Origin of the sequence: Chryseobacterium sp. RU33C, assembly GCF_900156015.1 — a bacterium.
Classification (GTDB): Bacteria; Bacteroidota; Bacteroidia; order Flavobacteriales; family Weeksellaceae; genus Chryseobacterium; species Chryseobacterium candidae.
On the sequence record NZ_FTMT01000012.1, the window covers coordinates 12,146 to 36,139 of the forward strand.

General features: G+C 34.7%; 21 protein-coding genes and 1 other RNA gene. 14 read left to right on the plus strand and 8 right to left on the minus strand.

Going from position 1 to position 23,994, the window contains the following annotated elements; translation table 11 throughout:
* Positions 1–51 precede the first annotated feature (51 nt).
* Positions 52–282 carry a hypothetical protein gene (locus BW946_RS11345; RefSeq protein ID WP_076596298.1) on the plus strand — a complete coding sequence of 77 codons (231 nt, stop codon included), beginning with the start codon at positions 52–54 and terminating at the stop codon, positions 280–282.
* A 35-nt stretch (positions 283–317) separates the two neighbouring features.
* Here BW946_RS11345 and BW946_RS11350 read toward each other — a convergent pair whose 3' ends face one another.
* Complete coding sequence (locus BW946_RS11350) at positions 318–920, minus strand: hypothetical protein (protein WP_083688857.1); 603 nt, start codon at positions 918–920, stop codon at positions 318–320.
* Positions 921–989: 69 nt separating this feature from the next.
* Between BW946_RS11350 and BW946_RS11355 the strand changes: the two genes are divergently transcribed.
* On the plus strand, positions 990–2,234 hold the full coding sequence (locus tag BW946_RS11355) for a porin family protein (protein ID WP_076596299.1): 1,245 nt from the start codon (positions 990–992) through the stop codon (positions 2,232–2,234).
* Here BW946_RS11355 and BW946_RS11360 read toward each other — a convergent pair.
* From BW946_RS11360 to BW946_RS11380, 5 genes are all read right to left on the minus strand, one after another.
* Positions 2,231–2,875, minus strand: a complete 645-nt coding sequence (locus BW946_RS11360; protein WP_076596300.1) for an HD domain-containing protein — start codon at positions 2,873–2,875, stop codon at positions 2,231–2,233. The genes BW946_RS11355 and BW946_RS11360 overlap by 4 nt on opposite strands.
* Complete coding sequence (locus BW946_RS11365; protein ID WP_076596301.1) at positions 2,872–3,717, minus strand: alpha/beta hydrolase family protein; 846 nt, start codon at positions 3,715–3,717, stop codon at positions 2,872–2,874. Before BW946_RS11365 ends, BW946_RS11360 begins: the two co-directional genes overlap by 4 nt.
* A 90-nt stretch (positions 3,718–3,807) precedes the next feature.
* Complete coding sequence (locus BW946_RS11370) at positions 3,808–4,698, minus strand: ribokinase (RefSeq protein WP_076596302.1); 891 nt, start codon at positions 4,696–4,698, stop codon at positions 3,808–3,810.
* A 68-nt stretch (positions 4,699–4,766) separates the two neighbouring features.
* On the minus strand, positions 4,767–5,402 hold the full coding sequence (locus tag BW946_RS11375) for a DUF4241 domain-containing protein (protein WP_076596303.1): 636 nt from the start codon (positions 5,400–5,402) through the stop codon (positions 4,767–4,769).
* Positions 5,403–5,487: 85 nt separating this feature from the next.
* On the minus strand, positions 5,488–8,100 hold the full coding sequence (locus tag BW946_RS11380) for a valine--tRNA ligase (protein WP_076596304.1): 2,613 nt from the start codon (positions 8,098–8,100) through the stop codon (positions 5,488–5,490).
* A gap of 128 nt (positions 8,101–8,228) precedes the next feature.
* On the opposite strand from BW946_RS11380, the gene BW946_RS11385 reads away from it, so the two are divergent.
* Together BW946_RS11385 and BW946_RS11390 are read left to right on the plus strand one after the other, a co-directional pair.
* Positions 8,229–8,693, plus strand: coding sequence for a DUF1573 domain-containing protein (locus BW946_RS11385; protein WP_002977002.1), 465 nt, complete (start codon positions 8,229–8,231; stop codon positions 8,691–8,693).
* Positions 8,694–8,956: 263 nt separating this feature from the next.
* The gene (locus tag BW946_RS11390; RefSeq protein WP_076596305.1) at positions 8,957–9,826 is read left to right on the plus strand and encodes a polyphosphate kinase 2 family protein; all 870 of its coding nucleotides are present in this window, start codon (positions 8,957–8,959) and stop codon (positions 9,824–9,826) included.
* Positions 9,827–9,921: 95 nt separating this feature from the next.
* On the opposite strand, the gene rnpB is transcribed toward BW946_RS11390, so the two are convergent.
* Positions 9,922–10,246, minus strand: an RNA gene (gene rnpB, locus BW946_RS11395) — RNase P RNA component class A.
* A 245-nt stretch (positions 10,247–10,491) separates the two neighbouring features.
* Here rnpB and BW946_RS11400 point away from each other — a divergent pair.
* The 10 genes from BW946_RS11400 to BW946_RS11445 all read left to right on the plus strand — a co-directional run bounded on the left by BW946_RS11400 (position 10,492) and on the right by BW946_RS11445 (position 22,350).
* Positions 10,492–10,983 carry an RNA polymerase sigma factor gene (locus BW946_RS11400; RefSeq protein WP_047378820.1) on the plus strand — a complete coding sequence of 164 codons (492 nt, stop codon included), beginning with the start codon at positions 10,492–10,494 and terminating at the stop codon, positions 10,981–10,983.
* Entirely contained in the window at positions 10,976–11,650 is a 675-nt protein-coding gene (locus BW946_RS11405; protein ID WP_076596306.1) for a beta-carotene 15,15'-monooxygenase, read from the plus strand. The genes BW946_RS11400 and BW946_RS11405 overlap by 8 nt, the downstream gene beginning before the upstream one ends.
* 58 nt (positions 11,651–11,708) lie before the next feature.
* Positions 11,709–13,337 (plus strand): AMP-binding protein, encoded by a 1,629-nt coding sequence (locus BW946_RS11410; RefSeq protein ID WP_076596307.1) that lies wholly within the window; start codon positions 11,709–11,711, stop codon positions 13,335–13,337.
* A gap of 331 nt (positions 13,338–13,668) precedes the next feature.
* On the plus strand, positions 13,669–15,297 hold the full coding sequence (locus BW946_RS11415) for an alpha/beta fold hydrolase (protein WP_076596308.1): 1,629 nt from the start codon (positions 13,669–13,671) through the stop codon (positions 15,295–15,297).
* Positions 15,298–15,363: 66 nt separating this feature from the next.
* Entirely contained in the window at positions 15,364–15,546 is a 183-nt protein-coding gene (locus BW946_RS21415) for a class I lanthipeptide (RefSeq protein WP_076596309.1), read from the plus strand.
* A 68-nt stretch (positions 15,547–15,614) separates the two neighbouring features.
* Positions 15,615–16,532 carry an LLM class flavin-dependent oxidoreductase gene (locus BW946_RS11425; protein WP_076596310.1) on the plus strand — a complete coding sequence of 306 codons (918 nt, stop codon included), beginning with the start codon at positions 15,615–15,617 and terminating at the stop codon, positions 16,530–16,532.
* A 19-nt stretch (positions 16,533–16,551) separates the two neighbouring features.
* A complete protein-coding gene (locus tag BW946_RS11430) occupies positions 16,552–17,679 on the plus strand; it encodes a lanthionine synthetase LanC family protein (RefSeq protein ID WP_170872078.1) in 1,128 nt (375 codons plus the stop codon).
* On the plus strand, positions 17,676–20,726 hold the full coding sequence (locus BW946_RS11435; RefSeq protein ID WP_076596312.1) for a lantibiotic dehydratase: 3,051 nt from the start codon (positions 17,676–17,678) through the stop codon (positions 20,724–20,726). The genes BW946_RS11430 and BW946_RS11435 overlap by 4 nt, the downstream gene beginning before the upstream one ends.
* Before the next feature lies 1 nt (position 20,727).
* On the plus strand, positions 20,728–21,963 hold the full coding sequence (locus BW946_RS11440; RefSeq protein ID WP_076596313.1) for a DUF6625 family protein: 1,236 nt from the start codon (positions 20,728–20,730) through the stop codon (positions 21,961–21,963).
* Positions 21,964–21,978: 15 nt separating this feature from the next.
* Positions 21,979–22,350: a hypothetical protein gene (locus tag BW946_RS11445; protein ID WP_076596314.1), complete on the plus strand. Its 372-nt coding sequence runs from the start codon at positions 21,979–21,981 to the stop codon at positions 22,348–22,350.
* 71 nt (positions 22,351–22,421) lie between these two features.
* Here BW946_RS11445 and rpoN read toward each other — a convergent pair whose 3' ends face one another.
* Positions 22,422–23,885, minus strand: a complete 1,464-nt coding sequence (rpoN, locus tag BW946_RS11450) for an RNA polymerase factor sigma-54 (RefSeq protein WP_076596315.1) — start codon at positions 23,883–23,885, stop codon at positions 22,422–22,424.
* Positions 23,886–23,994: the final 109 nt, after the last annotated feature.

The window sequence follows — 23,994 nt, forward strand, 5'->3', positions numbered from 1 at the left end:
ATATTAGAATATAATGTATTTCACTAAACATTATGCTTTAAAACATAAATCATGGAAAAGGAAATTTGCACAATCAGTATTGCTACCAACTGGCTTGGTGATGAATATATTTTTTATGAAAATCATACCATAAAAAGAGTGTATGACAACCACAGTTTGAATTCCAATAAGAGCGAATGGCTTAAACCCAAAGAAATCAGTAAACAAAATAAGGATAAACTTATTAAAGCCTGTCCTGAAGAATTTAAGGAACAGATTATGCAGATTCTGGATTATCCTTAACAGAAACAGAAAAGCTAATGAGTTTTCAATACTCATTAGCTTTTCTGTTTATTTTTTCTAAGAAGCAATACAAGATTGAGAAATAGAAGCAGAAAATCCAGTGTAATCCAGATTCCCAGTTTTGTATTCTCATAATTATAACCATCTACCTGCTTTTTTGCCGCCTCAGAAAGTTTCATACTTTGATTGATATAGTTCTGTACTTCTACAATCTGGTCAATATTCTTATTGGGTACAGAATGTTGAGAAAAATATACGAGGTTTTTCTTCCCAAGATAGCCTACTATCCAATATTCATCAGACTTATCCATTTTGAGATATTCTATTCTGTAATACTCCGGACGTATTTTTCCGATATGTTTAGGTTCAAGAACTGTATTCTGATCTGTTTTATTTACCTTGATTAAATAAAAGTCCAATGCCTGCGGAAGTTTATTAACCACCTGAAGCCCCACAGAATTATCGACAAATGCCACAGCGCTTTTCTTGATAAACCAATATGTAAAAACAGAAATTGAAAAAACCACCGTTACAATACGAAACAGTTTTGCCCATCTTGCTATGCTTCCTGATTTAACCTTAAACAGGACCAATGAAAGGACACAAGCCAGAAATATGATAAAAATAATGAGTGTCATATTTTACAAAGATACTTCTTATCTCTATTTTATCTATATTTGCGTCCATATTTTTAATTCTAAATAACCATGAAAAAAATACTTTCTGGCCTTATTTTCTTTAGTGTAGCTTCATTTTATGCACAAGTGAAATTTGAAAAAGGCTATATTATAGACCAAAATAATACAAAAAAAGAAGTTTTGATTAAAAACAAAGGATGGGTAAGCAATCCTGATAGCTTTGTTTTTAAAACAGATGAAAACTCTGCTGAAGATAAAGGTACAACTTCTACAATTAAGGAATTTGGGATATACAATGATGCCAAATATGTTACTTACAATGGTGATATCGACAACTCATCAGACGATATTTCCAGTTTTTCCCATACCAATGAACCTAAGTTTGTAAAGAGTTCAGTATTCCTGAAAGAACTTGTTACCGGAAGTAAAAAACTATATATTTATAAAGGTCATATTACAAGATATTTTTATTCTGAATCAGATGCGATCATCCATCCATTAATTTATAAAAAATATTTTTTTAATGGGAATAGTTCTCAGGTTGCTACCAATGATCAATATCTTAATCAGTTAAAAACTATTTTTTCTGATAACAGTGATGTCCAATCATTAGTAAACAGAACACAATATACAGCGTCTAGTTTAACGAAAATATTTAAGACTTATAATAGTAAAAATTCTGATGGAACAACTAACCAAATCAATGATCGGAATTTTACAGAAAATAAAAAGCAGGCGAAATTCAATCTTGCTGTCAGACCGGGAATTAATTTTTATGCACCGTTAAAATTGGAAGATTCTTACAGGAATCCAGGCTTTTCTTCAAAATCAAATTTCAGAATAGGTCTGGAAGCCGAATTGGTGTTACCTTTCAACAAGAATAAATGGTCTATCATCCTTGAGCCTACGTTCTCTCAGTATACCAATAAAAAAACAACTATCCGAACAGAGGACAATCTCTATAATATCACCATGGATAGTTATTCTTCCATTATTATTCCCGTAGGGATAAGGTACTCTATGTTTTTGAATGATAAATCTAAAATCTTTGTTAATGCTGCCATCAACATATTCAACATAAAAACAAGTTCTCCATCTTCAATAGATATAGATTATGATGGAAAAGTATTTGATAATATAGCCCTTGCTTCCAATCAAACTTTCAGAGGTTCATCACTCGGTGCTGGATTTATTTACAATAACAAATTCAGCATAGAAGCAAGATTTAATAACCGTACCAACATTCTGTATAAGGATCTTCCTCATGCAGATCTTAAATCTTTTTCTTTAATTCTGGGATATAATATTTTCTAGTCTACATTCCATTCTTTATAAAACTGGTCGAGGAAATTCAACATATAATGATGTCTTTCTTCGGCCATTTCTTTTCCTTTTTCAGTATTCATCATATCTTTCAAAAGCAGTAACTTTTCATAGAAATGATTAATAGTGGTTCCATCAGACTTTTTATATTCTTCTTTTGACATTCCCAGTTTGGGTTTTATATCCGGATGATACATCAGGTTATTTTTAAAACCTCCAAAATTGAATGTTCTTGCAATTCCAATAGCTCCTATGGCATCAATACGGTCTGCATCCTGTACAATCTGAAGTTCAACAGGTGGATTTTCGGGTGCCTGATCTCTGTTTTTAAACGAAATATTTTCAATCACAAACAACACCTTCTGAATGGTTTGTTCAGAAACATTCTGTTCTTCAAGAAATGCTCTGGATATTTTGGGAGCAATGGTTTCATCACCGTTATGAAATTTAGGATCGGCAATATCGTGAAGAAGTGCAGACAATTCTACTACTTCTTTGTCACAATCTTCTGTTTCTGCTATCTGAGCGGCCAGTTTCCAGACTCTTTCAATATGGAACCAGTCATGTCCTGCTTCTGCTCCTTCTAATTTTTCTTTTACAAATGCTACTGTGTTGTCAATCGTACTTTTCATTTATCTATCAGTTCATTTAAAATAATATCCCATAGTTTGCTGTTGTAACTTCTAAAAAAATTGATATGTCCTATTTCATTCTGATCAGATTCTGAAGCAGCGACCAATCTGTATGTAGGTTTGAGATTTGAATAGGTATTATTTAATAAACTTAATACTCCTTTTTCTGTAAGCCATATATCATCTTCAGCCCTGATTACAAATACTTTCTGGGTCAGATTTTTAGAAAAGTCATCAATTTTTTCCAACAGCTTATTGGTTGATTTCTTGTTTAAAATTAAGGTTCTCCAGTCATATGCGCAATTTTTTGGAAGACTTTCTCCCAGTCCAAACCAATGTGCGGGGAAATATCCTAACAATGAAGTTGTTAATGGCTGGGCAATTCCAAAGCCTAAATACGCTTCAACTTTTGTTCTCCCTTTAAGGTTTCCTACAAAGGCATTTTGCGTACCCACAAAAACAAATTCTTCAAAGATTTTGGAATCTGCATTCATTCCCAAAATCAATGCGCCTACAGAATGGCCCAAACAGTACTTTTTATATTCTTTAAATTCTGACTTGATATATTGAGTTACCGCTCTATAATCTTTTGAGCCCCAAAGTCTCATAGAGCCATGAAATCCTCTCATATTTTCCGGTTTTGAAAGCCCTATTCCTCTGTAATCATAGGTAACAACGGTAAATCCCTTTTCACAGAAGTAGCTGGCAAAAGAAAAGTAGACCTGCTGTTTTACTCCTGTTGCTGAGTTGATCAGGAGTAATTTCCCATTATCTTTTTCCGGTTTAAATAAATGGCCAGTCAGCGAGACATGGTCTTCTGTGGTTAATATTATTTTTTCCATACTATAAAAAGAAAAAATCCACTATAAAAGTGGACATTTTACTTATATTTTTATGTTAAGTTTCAGACTTTTGATATGCCGTAAATAGCTTTAAGAAAAGAAATCTGATATTCTCGGAAGTCCTGTCTGAGAGCCTTTGCCTCCGGAAACCCTTGATGAAACTTCATTCCCGAATTTCACACATTCTTCAATGGAATTCCCATGGCATAATGCAATGGCAAATCCTGATGTAAATGCATCACCCATCCCCATTTTATATACTTTTTCATCTTTATCGTTTCTGTAATATTTCATTTCTGTACCATCAAAATAAATGGTGGAATTGGTATCATCTCTTACAAAAACTTTATTGAAATATTTTTTAAGAACCTCTTCCCTTTTTTCTTCCCCGAAAATAACATATAATTCGTTACTTTTTGCCACAATAAAGTCAACCATTTCTAGAATTTCTTCACTGACTCTCATTGCAGGAGAAGCATACAACCCTACTTTTTTTCCGTATTTCTTAGCTTTTCTAATGGTATGCTCTACAACATCCATAGAAACTTCAAGCTGTACCAATACAAGGTCTGTGGTATGAAAATACTTGTCTGCTTCGTCTACATGGGATTTGCTAAGGTGTTTATTGGCGGCAGGTACTACAACAATCGCTGCGTTTCCGTGAGAAGTTGTTACATAAGCTGTTCCTGTAGCTTCTTTATCTGTTTCATGAACAAATCCTACATTCACATTTTCGCTTACCAGATTTCTCATAATCTGCTGCCCAAGAGGATCCATCCCGACGCATCCGATAAAATATACACTTGCTCCCAGTCTGGCTGTACCTACTGATTGATTGGCTCCCTTCCCCCCAAAATAACTATCTGACTTGACGGCTAAAACCGTTTCATTAGGCAAAGGGAGTTTTTCGGTTTCAAGAACCAAATCTATCGATGAGCTGCCCACAACAATAATACGGGGTTGTTCTGATGAGAAATTCATTGTGTTTTGTATTAGCTTTAAAATTTATAACTGACAAAAATTGTGTCTCAAAAATAACTAATTTAAAATTAACTTATTTCTATAAATTCAGTAATTATTTTCACTGGCTGTTGATCTTTGTTGTAGGCTATATAGCTGGCATAAAATCCTTCTCCATATCCGGTTTCAAAAGCAAATATAGTTCCGGGATGTTCTTTTGCCGGTTTAAGAAAGGCGTATTGATCTATTGCTCCGTTTTCATCAAAGAAATAGTCATGGAAGAATTCTTCATAGATTCCCATAAAATCACCTCCTTTATTTTGATATAATCTTTGCTCCAGTTCGTTAAGACTGTTTTGGGTATCAACATCCATCAGGCATCCCATCCCACTTTCTACAGGATATCCGAAAACCTCTCCTTCCTCAAGATCTTTTATTTTCTGTCCTGCTGTGGTAGCCATTTTCCATTCTTTAATTTCAGAATTATTGAATATAATTTCGGCATAGGCAACACAGTTGCTATCTCTTTCTTTGTGAAGCATTACTGCGAAATCTCCTTTCGGAAATTCTGTAGTGAAAGGAAGCATATCATTAGTAATCAAAGGATCACAGGCAACCAGTTTCCCGCTTGAAAGATAAATCTTTCCTACTTCAAAACTTTCAAGCAAAGGACTTTCTACAAAGTCTTTCGAGAATAGTTTTTGTATGTTTTCTATATGTATCATTGTATTTATTCTTTAAACCATCAGGCTGGATACAATTATACATGTGTATCCAGCCTGAGATTTGACAAAATTTATTGTCTATACTTTACAAACTTTTCAGTTTCTCTTCAAGGATCGCAATCTTATCCTGAGCATCTTTTTGTTTCTTACGCTCTACCTCAACAATTTCCGGCTTAGCATTGGCAACAAACTTCTCATTGGAAAGTTTTTTATCTACTGAAATCAAGAATCCTTTTAAATATTTCAATTCTTCTTCAGTTTTAGTTTTTTCTTCTGCCAAATCTAAGTTTTCACTTAATGGAATAGAAACTTCAGTTGCTCCTACCAGAAAGGTAAAACTCGGCTTATCAGTTTTCTGTCCGAAATGGATATCAGAAACATTAGCAAGCTTTCTTACTACAGCTTCATTGGCAAATTCAGATGCATTGGTATAAACCTCAACCGCTTCTCTTGGTGATATTCCTTTTGTCTGACGGTAATTTCTAACTCCTGAAATCAACTCTGCTGCCGTTTCAAAGTTTTTAATAATTGTCTCATCAAACGCTCCTGCTTCTTTCTGTTGAGCGATTACTAAAGCCTCATCAATACTTCTATCTGAGATAGTCTGCCATAGTTCTTCTGTCAGGAAAGGCATGAATGGATGAAGTAACTTCATCAGCTCTTCAAAGAAATATATTGTTTTGTTATATACTTCTTTAGAGATTCCTTCTCCATAGTTAGGTTTGATCGCTTCAAGATACCAACCGCAAAAATCATCCCAAATTAATTTATAGATCAAATGCAATGCATCAGAAATTCTGAATTTCTCGAACTGATCATTAATTTCAGCGATTGTTTTGTTCAGTTTATTTTCAAACCACTCAATAGCCTGGTTATCTGTAGCAACAGCCGGCTTATCTTCATGATTCCACATATTGATCAGACGGAATGCATTCCAGATCTTCGTCATGAAGTTTCTTCCCTGAAGCATCAGATCTTCATCAAAAAGAAGGTCATTTCCAGCCGCAGAACTCAATAGAATTCCTACACGTACTCCATCAGCTCCATATTTTTCCATTAATTCAATAGGATCAGGAGAGTTTCCTAGAGATTTAGACATCTTTCTTCTCTGCTTATCTCTTACAATTCCTGTAAAATAAACATTCTTGAACGGAACTTCTTTTCTGTATTCCAACCCGGCCATGATCATTCTGGCTACCCAGAAGAAAATAATATCCGGACCTGTAACCAAATCAGAGGTTGGATAATAATAGTTGATATCTTTATTTTCAGGATCAAGTAATCCGTCAAAAACAGACATTGGCCACAGCCATGAGGAGAACCATGTGTCTAATGCATCGTCATCTTGTCTTAAATCTTCAAGATTAGCAATAATTCCTTTTTGTTCTTCTAATACTACAAGAGCCTGATGCTTATCTTCAGCAACTACAAAATCATTTTCTCCTTCCCCATAGTAATAAGCAGGAATCTGCTGTCCCCACCAAAGCTGACGGGAAATATTCCAGTCACGGATGTTTTCCATCCAGTGCTTATAGGTATTTTTAAACTTTTCAGGATAAAACTTAACCTCATCATCCATTACTACATCCAAAGCAGGCTTAGCAATTTCAGACATTTTAAGGAACCACTGTACTGAAACTTTAGGTTCAATAACCGCACCTGTTCTCTCAGAAGTTCCTACTTTATTGACATAATCTTCTGCTTTCAACAAAAGATCTTTTTCTTCAAGTTCTTTAGCGATTTGTTTTCTTACATCAAATCTGTTTTTTCCTGCATAATGTAGACCATGCTCGTTAAGGTTTCCGTCATCATCCAGCGCATCAATCATTTTTAATTGATGTTTCTGTCCGATTTCGTAGTCATTGATATCGTGAGCAGGAGTAATTTTCAAAGCTCCTGTTCCGAATTCAATATCCACATATTCATCTTCAATGATTGGGATTACTCTGTTAACGATGGGTACGATTACATTTTTACCTTTCAGGTGAGCATATCTTTCATCATTCGGATTGATACATACCGCTGTATCCCCAAAAATAGTTTCAGGACGCGTAGTAGCCACCGAAAGAAATTCTTCAGATCCTTCGATTTTATATTTAAGAAAATATAATTTTCCGTTTTGTTCTTTAAAGATTACTTCTTCGTCAGAGATATTGGTTTTCGCTTCCGGATCCCAATTGACCATTCTGTGCCCCCTGTAGATGAGTCCTTTATTATAAAGGTCTACAAAACTTTTGATAACCTGCTGGGAAAGTTTATCTTCCATAGTGAATCTGGTTCTGTCCCAGTCGCAAGAACATCCCAGCTTTTTCAGCTGCTCAAGGATAGTTCCTCCATATTTATTGGTCCAGTCCCATGCGTGGGTTAAAAACTCCTCACGGGTAATATCTGACTTACTGACTCCTTCAGACTTCAGTTTAGCAACAACTTTGGCTTCAGTAGCAATTGAAGCGTGATCTGTTCCCGGTATCCAACAAGCATTAAAACCGCGCATTCTTGCACGACGGACCAGAACATCCTGAATGGTATTGTTCAACATATGTCCCATGTGTAGTATCCCCGTCACGTTTGGAGGAGGAATCACTATGGTATATGGTGGTTTGTCATTAGGTTCTGAGTGGAAAAATTTGTTTTCCAACCAGTAATTGTACCATTTTTGTTCTGTTTCCTGTGGATTGTACTTTTCTGAAATCTGCATAAATTCTATTTCTTTGGCTTGCAATTTGCAAAAATAGTCTAAAGAAAAAAATTTTTAAGCATGAATTAAAATAATTTTTAACTTTGTTTCACAAAAATTATCTAACAAACGTATTAACATTCAAGAATATGAAAAAATTAATTGCAGGAATTGCATTATTCGGGACTTTTGCTCTGGCATCTGCACAAACCATTACATTTGATAAAACGACTTTCGATTACGGAACTATTAAGCCTAATGCTGATGGTACAAGATTCTTTACTGTAACGAACTCTGGTGATAAGCCTTTGATTCTTTCCAATGTAAAGCCTTCTTGTGGATGTACAACTCCTGAATTCAGCCAAGATCCTATCATGCCCGGAAAGTCTGCGAAAATTAAGGTGGGATACAATACAGCTATTCCTGGCCCTTTCAACAAAATGATTGAGGTTTTCTCTAATGATCCTGCAAACAACAGAAGTGTAATCTACATCAAAGGTAACGTAGATGCTAACGCTCCTGAGCCAAAAGTGTTAACTCCTGCTGAACAGAAAGAAGCTGCTAAAGCTGAGAAAAAAGCTGCAAAACTTGCCAAAAAGGCTGCTGCGAAGTAAGCTCTACTCAAAAAAATAAAAGAACCGTCTCCATGGAGGCGGTTTTTTTATTACATTTATGTTTGATTAGGTGGCAGATGACAGGTAATAGGTGGCAGTAAATGTATTGACGTTTATCAAATATATTATTCAGGGTTTGGCTGAAGCCTTCGGATCTTTTTTAAATGGCTGGGCTAAAGCCCACCTCTATTGAATTGTAATAAAATCTTCACTTTTATCTTTTTACTTTTATCTTTTTACTTTTATCTTTAAATAAAAAAAATATGGACACCGATTTCTCAGATAACTTTAAGGTAAACGGAAAATTTTCGATAAAAAAAGCATCAACGTCTTATAATGGAAAGCTCACTAAAGAAGAGGGAGAGCAAATGCTGATTCAGGAAAAAGAAAAACTTCGTGAGCTGCAGGAAAAATTATATGCTGACGGAGGCAAGTCTTTGCTGGTTGTATTGCAGGCTATGGATGCAGCAGGAAAAGACAGTATGATAGAGCATGTTTTCGGAGGAGTGAATCCTCAGGGATGTAATGTAACCAGTTTTAAAACACCAAGCTCCAAAGAATATTCTCATGATTTTTTATGGAGACATTACCTTGCCCTGCCACAGAAAGGAATGATAGGAATTTTCAACCGCTCTCATTATGAAAGCGTTCTGGTATGCAAGGTGCATCCTGAATATAATCTGAGCGAAAAAACATGGTCTTCCGTAAAAGATTTTGACAGCAAATTCTGGGAAAACAGGTATGAAAGTATCCGGAATTTTGAAAAACATCTTTCACAAAACGGAACAACTGTTGTGAAGATCTTTTTAAATGTTTCTAAGAATGAACAGAAAAAAAGACTTTTGGACAGAATAGATGAGCAGGAAAAAAACTGGAAATTCTCTGCTGGAGATCTTCCGGAAAGAGCCTTATTTGAACAATACATGGAAGCGTATGAAACCGCTATCAACGAAACATCCAAAGATCACGCACCATGGTATGTGCTTCCTGCAGACAATAAGTGGTTCGCAAGAGTAGCCGCTATTCAGATCATTATTGATACTTTGGAGAAAATGAATCTTAAATATCCCACTCTTTCAGATAAAGACAGACAGGAATTACAGGAATCTAAAAAACAGTTGGAAAGTGAATAAACTAGGTTGAAATTTAGAGGCTTGAAGATGGAGGTTTACAATCATTACGTTAAAAAACTTCACTCTTCCAGCCTCTGACTTCCAGCTTTTAAAAAATCACGAGAAAATCTATAAGCCGGATTCTGTACTTCCGAAAAAGTGCCTGTTATTTATCTACGTATTACATTGCTGCAACACTTGAGCTGATTACCCCTCGGCTTTCAGGACGAGCCGCCCCTATTTTCATTACTGAAAAGAACCGATATACTTATCATTGCACCGCAAAGAGTTTACCTGGTTTCACTACAGCCGAACTGTACCTGCTTTCTGTTGCACTTGTCCTACCCTCACGGGTGACGGATGTTATCCGCTTTGCTGCTCTGTGGTGTCCGGACTTTCCTACCTCCCGTAAAACGGGAAATCAACAAGCCGATTTTCTCGCGGATGCAAAGGTACATAAATTTTGTGGTAAAAAAGATAAATAGAGAAATGACTACCGGGTTTTAGCTCTCTGTAAATGGTATTGATTGGTAAATATCTTTCTTTTCTTTTTTAATGAAAATACGAATTAATATTCTAAAACCTGAGCAGCTATCCGCTATTCTGCTATTTAACCTTTTTACGATTTCTTATTATAATTTTCACTAATTACTACTTTATTATTATCTTCGTGCCATTATATATCTATGGATTCCAGAGAAAAAGAATTTGCGCAGCTTATCAAAGATAATCAGGGACTGATTATTAAAGTATCGCGCCTCTATACCAATTCTCTGGAAGATGAAGAGGATCTCTTCCAGGAAATCGTGTTACAGCTCTGGAGAAGTTATGATTCCTTCAAAGGAAATTCTAAAATTTCCACATGGATGTATCGTGTAGCGCTCAATACAGCCATTACTCTTTTTAGAAAAAAAAGCAAAAGCCTTCCTACGAATGAGCTGGACGTCAACCACAAGGATTTTGTGGAAGATGATGATGAAAAACAGCAGCAGGTATCACTTTTGTATACTGTAATCAAGACTCTTCCTAATGTGGAAAGAGCCATTGTCATGATGTATCTTGACGATCTGCCTTACAAGGACATCGCAGAAAACCTCGGAATCACTGAAGTCAATGCACGCGTGAAAATGAACAGATTAAAGAAAACCCTTAAAGAACAGATGGAAAAATATGCCTGAATTTGATTTAGATAGCTTTAAGAAAACATGGCAGGAACAACCTGTACAGCATAAATATGATAACACTGAGATTCTTCAGATGTTGAATAGAAAGTCACGAAACTATGTAAAATATATTTTCTGGATCAGCGTCGTAGAATTACTGTTCTTTTCAGTATTGGGACTGTTTTTCTTTTTCCCTGAAGAGGAATCAGAAAGCTTCCGCAAAATGCTTGAAAGATTAGGTGCTCAGGAAGCTCCTGAAGTAGAAAACAACTTCGGTTATGCTTATTTAGCTATCAAGGTCTTAAGTTTATTGATCACAGCATATTTTGTATTAAAATTTTACCAGAATTACCGAAGAATCAAAATTGAAGAAAATCTGAAGGGTCTTATCACCCGAATTATTAAATTCAAAACAACAGTCAATGCTTTTATTCTCATCAGCATCGTATTATTGTTAATATTCACTTTTGTATTGGTTGCTTTTATCTTTTATATACTAGATTCTCAGAATATAGAGCCTAGTGGTTCCAATCTTACGATTATTATTGTTGGAATAGCAGTAAGCACATTGCTTGCGATTTCTATGATCTGGCTTTATTACAGACTGGTATATGGCACTATTATTAAAAAGCTTGATAAAAATCTAAAACAGCTTAAAGAAATAGATTCTCAGGAAAATTAGTATACATAGGCATAGTTCGGGATATAATTGTTAATTTTATCCCACCAAATCTTAAACTATGCCCTTATCTTATGTATATGGAACTTCTGAGGTTTCATTATTAGGACAGACTATTGGAGCCAATCTTAAAAGTACTGTCGAAAAACACCCCCACCAGGAAGCATTAGTCTGCGTTCATCAGAATTACAGAGCTACTTATCAGGAATTTTACAATCAGACTACAGCTGTTGCAAAAGCTTTATTATTTTTAGGAGCAAAAGCGGGAGACAGAATCGGAATCTGGTCTTCCAACCGTTATGAATGGGTACTTTTACAGTATGCAACGGCAAGAATAGGAACTATTTTAGTGAATATCAATCCAGCCTACAGAACTCATGAACTGACGTACGTACTCAATCAGTCTGAAGTCCGTTTTATTTTCTCTTCTTTAAGCTTTAAAACCAGCAATTATAAAGAGATGGTTGAATATGCAAAAGAAGTATGTCCAACCCTTGAGCACGAAATATTCTTTGATGAAAACTGGGAATACTTTGTGAATAACGGGCAGGAAATTTCAGATGAAGTGCTTCACAGTTTTGAAGAGCATGTACAGTTTGACGATCCTGTTAATATCCAGTATACTTCCGGAACGACCGGTTTTCCGAAAGGGGTTACTCTTTCCCATCATAATATTCTCAATAACGGTTATTTTATAGGGATCAGACTAAAATATACTGAGAAAGACCGTGTCTGCATTCCTGTACCCTTTTACCACTGTTTTGGGATGGTGATCGGAAATATATGCTGTACAGCTCATGGAGCCTGTATGGTAATCCCCAATGATAGTTTTGATCCGGAGATTACCTTAAAAGCTGTTTCGGATGAAAAATGTACTTCCTTGTATGGAGTACCCACTATGTTTATTGCTGAACTGGCAGTAAAAGATTTTGACACCTATGATTTTTCAAGTTTGAGAACCGGTGTTATGGCTGGTTCCGTATGTCCTCCGGAAATTATGAAGAAAGTGGAAAGCCTGATGAATATTAAAGAAATGAGTATCTGCTATGGAATGACAGAAACTTCACCTGTATCTACTCAGACTTTAATAGGAACACCGCTGGAAAAACAGGTCAGTACTGTAGGAACCGTTCAGGATCATCTTGAAATAAAAATTGTGGATGAAAATGGCAGAACTCTTCAGCGTGGAGAACATGGTGAACTCTGTACAAGAGGCTACTCTGTCATGCTGAAATACTGGAATGATCCCGAAAATACAAAAAAAGTTTTGGATGATGCGCGCTGGATGCACACCGGAGATATGGCAGTAATGGACAAAGACGGCTATATTACCATTTCAGGAAGAATAAAAGACCTCATCATCCGGGGTGGAGAAAACATTTCGCCTAAAGAAATTGAAGATTTTTTATATACTTACACCAACATTCTGGATGTTCAGATCATTGGTATTCCCAGTGAAAAATTGGGGGAAGAAGTGATGGCCTGGGTAAAAGTGAGAAAAGGATTTACCATCAGCGCAGAAGAGCTGCAGGAATACTGCAAAGGAAGAATTGCTCATTATAAAATACCGAAATACTGGAAATTTGTAGATGAATTCCCCATGACTATTTCCGGAAAAATAAGAAAGGTTGAAATGCGGGAGATTTCTATGAAGGAGCTGGGATTGGATCATGTAAAAAGTAATCACTAAGATTGTGTAGTATAATTAAAAGCTCCAATCAATAATTTTAACTTCCTCTTCTTATCAATGAGCTTCATTTTCACCAACCAGAAATCAATAACTCTATTTTTTTTAAAAAAATAGAGTTATTTAACACACCAGCATGTGAAAAATATAGAAAACAAGAGCATTGCAGAAATTTAATTTTACTGAAAATTTAATGTGTATTTTTTGAAATAAACTAAAAAAAACAGTAAATACGATAAATAGAAAGAATATTTGGTAAAATTTTTTTTTATTTTTTTTCCTTGTCATGTGATTAATATGAAATAAAATAATATATTTACAAAAAAACTAACTCATGAAAATTCTATCGGTACTAGGTGTCCTTTTGCTTAGTATAAACCTTTACTCTCAAAAAATCTCAGGGAAAGTTACCGATGAAAGCAATCAAGCTATTTCTTACTGCTCCATAAATCTGGAGAATCTAAATACCAGCACAATTACCGATGTTAATGGTAACTATGCAATAGATATCCCCGAACATGCAAAAAAAAGTGACTATATCATATTTGAATCTAATGGCTATAACGATAAAAAAGTTACTGTACAAGAAATAACCACAGATGCGCATATCAAATTAGGCAAAAAGATTAATGTTATTCCGGAAATTAGTATAACAGGAAAAAAAACAAAAAATGAAGCACTGGGCAATACAAAAAGACCTATGCTTACCTTCTCTAAAATGTTTGATAAAAATGTTCCAACCATAGAGCAGGGACAAATATTCAACATTTATAAGTGGACAAAACTTAATAGCTATAATTTTTTTATTATTCCGAGTTCTAAATTCAAGGAAATTACTTTAAAGCTTAATATATATTCTGTAAAGGATAATTTACCACAGCAATCTCTACTTTATGAAAATATAATATTCAAAACGAGCACTACAGGCTGGCAAACCATTGATCTACAAAAATATAAATTAATTTACACGGGTCTTGATCAAGTGGCAATTACCCTACAGCTCGTTGAAAGCGTACCTCAGGATAATGTAGACTTCGTATTTGGAATCTCTGCAAAAAAAACATTATCTAATGATCTGCTGCTCCGCTATCAAAGTCAGGGAAAATGGGAAGCTAGTAAAGGAAGTTTTATCTCTAATATTGATATTAATTATATAAAAGATAAAAATGAAAACACTCCGAAGAATATAAGCCAAACAGTTAATAACACTGAAGATCAAACGCTTGTTGATTATTATAACAATAAAGAACAGGCCAAGAAAACTATGTATGGAAAAAATAAATCCGGAAAGTATATTGATCTCAAAAATGCTAAAATATACTATGAAGAATATGGAAGTGGAGAACCACTTGTACTGCTTCATGGGAACAATGGCAGTATATCAGATTTCTATAATCAGATTCCTGATTTGGCCAAACAATTCAAAGTAATTGTATTAGATACAAGAGGACAAGGAAGAAGTACAGATCTTTCCACGGAAGATTATACTTATGAAAAGTTTTCTGATGACTTACTTGCAGTAACAAAAGAACTTAACATTAACAAATTCAATATTGTAGGATGGAGTGATGGTGGAATTACAGGTTTATTATTTACTATTAATCATCCTGAATTAGTTAATAAATTGATCGTTATTGGAGCTAATCTCAATCCGGAAGGTATAGAAACTAAAACCCTGGATATGTTTAAAAAGCAACTTGAAATAAAGGATGCTCCTAACCAAAGATTAATAAAACTGATGGTTCAGCAGCCTCATATAGAGACAGATCAGCTGAAAACCATTAAAAACCCTGTTTTGGTTATTGCTGGGAGCAATGACGTAATCAAAGAAGAACACACGAAATTAATCAATAGTACCCTACCAAATTCACAGCTATTGATCGTTCCTGATGCATCCCATTATATTCCGTTTGAGAAACCAGACATACTTAATAAGTCAATCATCAAATTCTTAAAAATATAATTTAATTGATAATAAAGCGGAAACCGAAAAGCTAACGAGTAGGTACAAATTAAAATTTTTTAAACCATGAGCAAAAAGCTTACAAAAAAGTTAACTCTTAAAAAAGAGAAGTTATCTCAATTAAACTCTGAAGAAATGAAATCAGTAAAAGCTGGAAAAGAGCTAGTAACATCTGTTTTTGATTGTTCACACTGGACATGTACTGCTGGAAGCAGCAGATCTACTAACCTTTGCGTTTGTCCTGCTTAGTAAATCAGAAACATTTTACAAAAACTGTAGCTACTCCGTAAGGGGTAGCTGCTTTTAATAGCTCTATTATGGCAAATAAATTAAAAATAGGCCTTTTAGAATTTGGCATAAGAGAAAACTCGCTCAACAATTCTAAGAAATCATTATACGATATCATTGACTATGCTACAAGAGCGGATGAACTCGGTTTCTCAAGGTTTTGGGTTACTGAAAACTATTTTTCAAAAGCACACGACATGGCCTGGTCTACTCCTGAAATGCTGATTCCCATCTTATTAGGCTTAACAGAAAAAATAAAAATAGGAATTGCAGGAGTTATTTTACCCTTACAAAGCCCTTTCAGAGTGGCTCACAATTATAAGCTGTTATCCAGTTTATATCCCAAAAGATTAGACCTCGGGTTTGTTAAAGGTCTCGTTGGTGAATATGATCTTAAATATTTTAATGTGGATGTAGATAAAGATAATTATTTCTCATCATTTCTTCCCAAACTGGAATCTACGTTAAGCTTTTTAAGAGATGAAAGTGAATTTCTCAAAAAAGATTTAATTATTCCTCCTTACAAAGGAAATATTCCGGATGTATGGTATATGGGATCTTCACATTCAGGTTTAAAAGTGGCTTTAGAGCATGATCTTAATTTTGCACGATCCATATTTCATGGAGAATCAAACAAAGAATATCTGAAAGAAGAATTACAAAATTTCAGAACAGAATACAAAGCAAAATATGGGAAAGAACCATCAATGGTCCTTACTTTTTCAGGTTGCTGTCATAAAACAAAACAAAAGGCGATCAACGTTGCTAAAAAAAGTACCAACAACGATATAAGCAACATAAGCCTTGTAGGAGACGGAAGTTTCTTTCAGGAAAAACTGCTGGAATTTAAAGAACTCTACGGATATAATGAATTTATGTTTAATAATATCTCGAGATCACACAAAGATTCCTTAACAGCTATTGAAATATTAAGCCAGTATGTATAAAGATAAAATTGACTTTTTTTTGACCCAAATTTCAGAAAAATGTAATGAAGACAAAGGTGAAAATATTACGTTTAGTCTGGGAAACGGGTATTATTCATTATTTTACAACAATGATGTTGAGATTGAAAAAATTGAGGATCTTATTGACATGGCGTCAGAAGCTTCTTATTCATCATTTGCTACCGGAAGCTTAGCCATCATCTACTTCATGAGACTTCTGCATAATTCCAATATTATTACGGATGAAGACATTGAAAGCATAGAAGAAGATTCTATTGAATTTTTCCTGGAACTGCTTTCTGCCGCTGCAGACAAAAAAGAGTACGATTTATTCACAGGTCTGATTGGGTTAGGAATCTATTTTCTTGAAATTCAAAAACTGGATGCCGTTGCAAAAATAGTGTCTCACATAGACCATTTAAAACATGAAAGAAACCAATCCTTTTTCTGGATTGATCATATAGTAAAAGAAGACAATATCATTGACCTTGGTCTTGCTCACGGCCAGCCTTCTATCATATCCTTTTTAGCCGAATGCTATCATAAAGACTGTGAGAAGGAAACATGTGCAAAACTGATCAGGGGAAGTGTCAACTTTCTAAAGGAACTTTATGAAGAAAATAAAGATGTACAATTCATATTTCCTTCAAAACTCAATATCGCCACAGGAGAGAAACAGTTATCGGAAAGACTTGCATGGTGCTATGGTGATTTAGGAGTTGCAATAAGCATCTGGAAAGCTTACACCGTTTTACAGGATGAGGAGCTGAAAACGATGTGCCACTCGATGATTTTGAATTTAACAAAAGTAAAAGCAGACAGATCCGGGGTTTTTTATAGTCAAAAAAATGAGTGTATAGACACGGGAATATGCCACGGAACATCTGGAATTTCTCATATATTCAATAAATTCCACAGGATATTTCAAAATGAAGAACTGAAAAAGGCTCACGATTACTGGATGTCTCTAACCTTACAACAACTGGATAAAGGAGCAAAATTTCCTTTCGATCTTAAGAATGACGAGTGGGCAGAACATACAGGACTTCTGGAAGGTATTTCCGGAGTAGGAATGGTATTGCTGGATTATCAGTATCCCGATAAAGCCAAAGATTGGGACAAAATTTATTTAATGAACATAGGATGAAATACAACGATATAGAAAAACTTAACTTTTACCTGCTGAGAACCCCTCTTCTTCCACAGAAAAACATTGATCAGTGGGAAGAGGACATCCATACAGAAAGTTTCCGTAATACCATTTATTTATCATCACCGGATTTATATGAACAGCTTATCAACCTGGACGAAAAAAAAATGTCCAAAGAAAAAGCGGATAAAATAAAAAAATCTCTGTTAAAATATTGGCTGAGAACTCATTTCAGAACCATCCCTTTCGGCACCAATGCCGGTGTAAGTATGGGCGAATGGAGTGACAGCACTCATATTACCCTGGATAAAGATCAGGATAAAATATTTGCAAGACTGGATATGCAGCTTTTGCATGATATTACGGTAAAGCTGGAAGAAAATATGCAGGTGAGAAAAGTTTGTAAATTCTATACCAACAATACCATCTACAGCACTAAAAATAAATACCGTTATATTGAGCCTACCATCAAGGATTCAGGGTTGAAGTATGAGATTATTTCTACCGAAAAAAACAAATATCTGAATTCAATCATAAAAGCCTGTCAGGATGGTTTAACGCTTTCAGCAATCATAGAAATATTAGTTAATCAGGAAATTTCTTATGAAGACAGTTTCGACTATATCAACGAATTGATAGATTCAAAAATTCTTGTCAGTGAACTTTCACCAAAGGTTACTGACAAGAATTTTCAGAATTTTATCTATCAGTTTTTAAAAGATTTGAAAATTCCAGCGGATGAAGAAAACAAAGAGACTGCAGAACTGATCCAAAGCCTGATTACTATCTTTGAAATTGTACAGAAAGCTAACGAAACCAATAGTACATTTCTTGCTGTTGATCAGATTTCTGAGATATTAACCTCAATCGGGATTAAAAATCACAAAAAGAATATCCTTCAGACAGACTTACTGAAAGGGAAAACATCCAATACACTGGATAAAAATATTTTTAAGGACTTTAAAAAAGTACTTTCTACAGTCTTTCAGATTGGAGCTGCAGATACTATTGACGCTCTGGATAATTTTAAAAAGGAATTCATCGCAAGATATGATCAGCAGGAAATTCCGATACTATTGGCTCTTGATCCGCTTTCAGGTATCAGCTATCCTTTACATTCGGATAATGAAAATTCTAATTTGACAGACGGAATTCAGTTTAAATCTGAAAATACTACCAACATTATTCAGGGATCTTTGAAATGGAATCAGTTTTTAGGAGAAAAGCTCATTAATGCCCTAAAAAATAATGAAGATGTAATACAGATTATACAAGAAGAAGTTTCTCCCTTTTTAGAAGAGAATAAAAACATTCCTTTTTCAATGTCTTCATTGGTCCATATCTATGAAGATCAGGAAGGAAAACCTTTTATTTTCCATAAATACAGTGACGGACCTTCATCTTCTACCTACCTGGGACGTTTTTGCCATATGGATGATCAGTTGGAGGCATCAGTAAAAAATGCACTGTTGGAAGAAGAATCTTTCTTTGACGGGCAGATCATTGCTGAAGTGGTACACAATCCGCAGCCAAGGGTTGGAAATATTACAATCAGACCTCATCTGAGAAAGTATGAAATACCAATCATCAACCGCCACAATACTGATGGCGAGCCTATTTATCTGAATGACATTATGATTTCTGTGAAAAATGACAGAATTGTTCTGCGTTCTAAAAAATATAATAAAGAAGTTATTCCAAGTCTTTCATCTGCACATAATTATAACCTGCATAAAGTACCGATGTATCATTTTCTATGTGATCTTCAGTACCAGCACACAACGCCTTCCTATAACTGGAACTGGGGTATGTTTGTTAATTATGAATATCTGCCCAGAATAATGATCAATAATGTGATTCTGTCCAGAGCATCGTGGTTGTTGGATTATGATAAAATTTTCAATGGAAAAAAAGCTTCTATTCAGGTTTTCAAAGAGTATTTAAAGGAGAAAAATATTCCTGAAATCTGTGTTTTCACAGAAAAAGACATGGAACTTCCTGTATTTACAAACAATCCTCTTTCTCTGGAAATACTTTTTGACCATTTATCAAAAGAAAAACAGATAAGAGTTTTGGAAAACCTTTCCAGTCAATACAAAACTGTTACTAAGGATGCTAACGGAAATCATCACAGCAATGAATTCCTTATCCCATGGAATAATTTCAGCAGCAAAAAGAAAGATAAACTAACCCTTTTCCCTGTAAAAAATACAGTGACCCGAAATTTTGTTCCGGGAAGTGAGTGGCTTTTCTACAAAATTTATTGCAGCACAAAGGTTTCGGATCAGATTATTAAAGATACCCTCTATAAATTTGCCAGTGGACTTGCTAAAAAAGGAATTATAAAAAAATGGTTCTTCATACGTTACAGTGATCCGGACATGCACATCAGAATAAGATTTCTGACAACTTCACAAGATCATATTCTTTCTAGCCAGATTTATCAGTTGCTTGACAAATATCTTACCCGGGAAATGATTATCCATAAAATTGTTCTGGACACCTACAACAGGGAGATTGAGCGATATGGTGAAACCACAATAGACCAGATGGAAAGTATTTTTTACTTTGACAGTGAATGCGTCTGCCAGTTACTGAAAGAAGCCGAATACACCGAAACTCCCATCTGGAAAGCTGCCGTTGCCGGAATCAACCGTATTCTTGATGATTTCGGTTATAACATGACAGAAAAAAGGGACATTCTGAATCAACTTGCCAATGGATACGGAAGTATGCTTGATGACAATTCTAAACAGACATTAAAAGATAAATACAGAGATCACAGACATCAAACCCTGGAACTTTTGGCAGGTAAAGATGAGTTCTCAAAGATCCTGGATATAAGATCAAAAAAAACAGCCCGTTATATTGCTGAAGTAAAGGAACTACAGTCTCAGCAAATGGTAAAATCATTAGTAGTAAGCTATATTCATATGTTTATCAACAGAATATTTGCTTCAAAGCCTAATATCCATGAGTCTGTTTTATACTACTTCTTACACAAAAGCTATGACTCATTACTAAATATAAAAAAACTGATGTAAGATGACCAGAATCGCATTAATAAACTGTTATTTTGGCAAAAGCTGGCCTGAGTATTTCAACCATTTTTTATACAGCTGCAAATACAATCCGGATGTTGATTTTTTATTATTCACCAACCTGGAAGCGCCTTTTCATTTACCGAATGTTCATTTTATAAAGATCAGTAGTCTTTCTGAATTCAGCACAATAGCAAGCGAAAAGCTGGATTTATCCATCAACATTCTGGATGGTTATAAATTGTGTGATTTTAAGCCTGCTTATGGATTAATATTTCAGGATTATTTAAAGGAATACGACTTTTGGGGATATTGTGACATTGATATTATTTTCGGGAATATCCGGTATTTTATCACAGAGAAATTATTGAAAAAATATGATGTTATTTCACCCCACAAAAATTACCCTGCGGGATTCTTCACCCTGTTGAAAAATAATGAACAGTGCATTAATCTTTTCAAACAGAGCAAAGATTATGCGCATATTCTACAGAATACACGTCATTTCTGTTTTGATGAATGTAACTTTGAGTTTAATCTTGTTCATACCAAAGATATTACTGAGATCCAAACTGAAATTGAAAGTTTCACTCTTGTTGTAAGGAAGCTGGAACTTCAAAAGGAAATTAAATATTATCATAAAAACATCGTTCAGGAGTTTGTTTATTCCAATGTAACCCATCACTGGGTAGAAGGTAATATTTTCAATACCGTAACGGAAAAACAATACCTGCTGATTCACCTTATCAATCTTAAGGATAATCCGTATTTCTTTATAGATCCTTTTGAAGCAAAAGGCAATTTTTCAATTTCTCCACAGGGAATTCATTATAAATCTAACAAAATATCTTATCCTTTAAAAAAGATCAGAAGAAAAATAGAGAGTAGAATAACCAATACCCGTTACAGATTTTTATTTTGGAAATCCAGGCTTCTTGCTTACAACCAAAAACAACATGTGAATTTTCTGGAAGAACAGTCTTACAAGATCGGAAAAACCCATATTACCTTTTATCCGCAAGACAAAAATAAACTAATCATTATTAACGAAAGTGAAAACGCACTCTATTACAATCAGTTTTCTCTTTATAAGCTTAAGGGCAATCAATGGATAGGGATAAGTAAAAAGAATATCAGTACGATTGATTTTCATTATAAAAACGAAGAAAATATCCCCTATAAAATAAGCATAAAGAACATAAAGAATCACATCACAGAAAATGCCTACTATATTTATTAAAAAACTTCAGCATTTATGATTGCAAAATATGAGTATCTCCTGTCCTTTAATTTTTTGTTGAAGAAATTTGTACAGCAGCATAAAAAAGCAGGAAAAATAAAAGACTATACCCTACCGCTCGAAGATTATAACTTTTTTAGCTTTTACAATATACTACAAAATGATTTTGATATTGAGGCAATGGTAATAAGGCTGGACGAGTGGGAAGATATTGAAGAACTGAGCTTTCCCGCTATTGCTTTCTTAAAGATCAATGGAGGAATTTTTGTCCTGTTGAATGATTATAAAGATGGAAAAATACATTGGGAAAGCAAAGAATATGGAAAACAGGTCAATACATTCAGTCTGTTTAGAAGAATAAGTGACAATATATTTCTGATTTCTTAGGCGTATCAGATGAATTTAAAATACAATAAAAAAGGTGAATAGATCTATTCACCTTTTTTATTTTTATCAACTTAAAGTTCTTTTCTTAATCTTGCGACAGGAATATTGAGCTGTTCACGATATTTTGCAATCGTTCTTCTGGCAATATTATACCCCTGTTCCTTCAGAATCACCACTAATGCATCATCTGTAAGCGGCTTTCTCTTATTTTCTTTGCTGATAACTTCCTGAAGATGGGTTTTGATCTCTTTGGTAGAAACCTCTTCTCCATCATCATTCGTTAAGCTGTCTGAGAACAGATCTTTTAAATATACAATACCGTTAGGAGTATCTGCATACTTACTTTTTACCACCCTTGAAATGGTAGAAATATCAAAACCTGTAATATCTGCAACATCTTTTAGAATCATTGGTTTCAGCGACTTTTCGTCTCCGGTAATGAAATAATCCTTCTGGAACTTTACAATGGCTGTAATCGTCTGTAATAATGTATTCTGACGCTGGTTAATGGCATCAATATACCATTTTGCAGCATCCAGCTTCTGTTTGATAAATAAAGCTGCCTGCTTGTGTTCCGATGAGTTTTTATCATGGGAATAGGTGGTCAGGATATCTTTATATTCTTCGGACACTCTTAATGTAGGTGCATTCTTGCTGTTCAGCATAGGAACTACCTGCCCGTCTTTCACCTGAATCACAAAGTCCGGAATAATTTCCTGATTAATGGTAATCGTCTGGGTATCAAAATTCCCTCCTACTTTCGGAGATAATTTTGAGATTTCATCCAGAGCATCTTTAAGATCATCTTCTTCAATATCATATTTCTGAATGATCTTGTTATAATGCTTATTGGTTAAAGCTTCAAACTGATGTCTTAAAATATTGGCAGCCAAAGAAACAGCTTTATCAGAGCTTACTTTCTTTTCAATCTGTAATAAAAGACATTCCTGCAGACCTCTTGCTCCTACTCCTGGCGGATCCAGCTTCTGAACATAATTTTCAAGGATATCCTCTACTCTTTCTTTAGTGGTATAGATTCCCTGTGAGAAAGCAAGATCATCAACTATTGATTTAATCTCTCTTCTCAGATATCCGTCTGTATCTAGATTCCCGATAAGGTATTCTGCAATCTTAAGATCTTCATCATTGATATTTACCAAATGAATCTGTTCTGTAAGATAATCATATAAAGACTGTCCTTCCGTTAAAAGACTCTCGTTATCAAATTCTTCATCATCCGGAGAGTAGTTGCTGGATGCGGTTTTATAGCTTGGTTCGTCGTCATAGATATATTCATTGACGTCGAAATCTGTCTCAATGCTTTCTGTACCCTCATCCTGATAAGCATCTTCCAGAGAAGAATACTCATCTTCCTTGGAATCTTCTTTCGCAATTTCCAAAGCTGGGTTTTCTTCTAACTCTCTTTCCAACTCCTCTTCAAATTCAAGAGTATGAAGCTGAATAAGCTTCATCAACTGGATCTGCTGAGGGGCCAGCTTCTGTCCTAATTTGAGTTGTAAGTGTTGTTTAAGCATATTCTTATTTACGTTTTAACATAACATATTCTACGAATTTAATAAATTTATTTGATAAAAAACACATTTAGCATGATTTTTGCATTACTTATCTTAATATAATAAACTA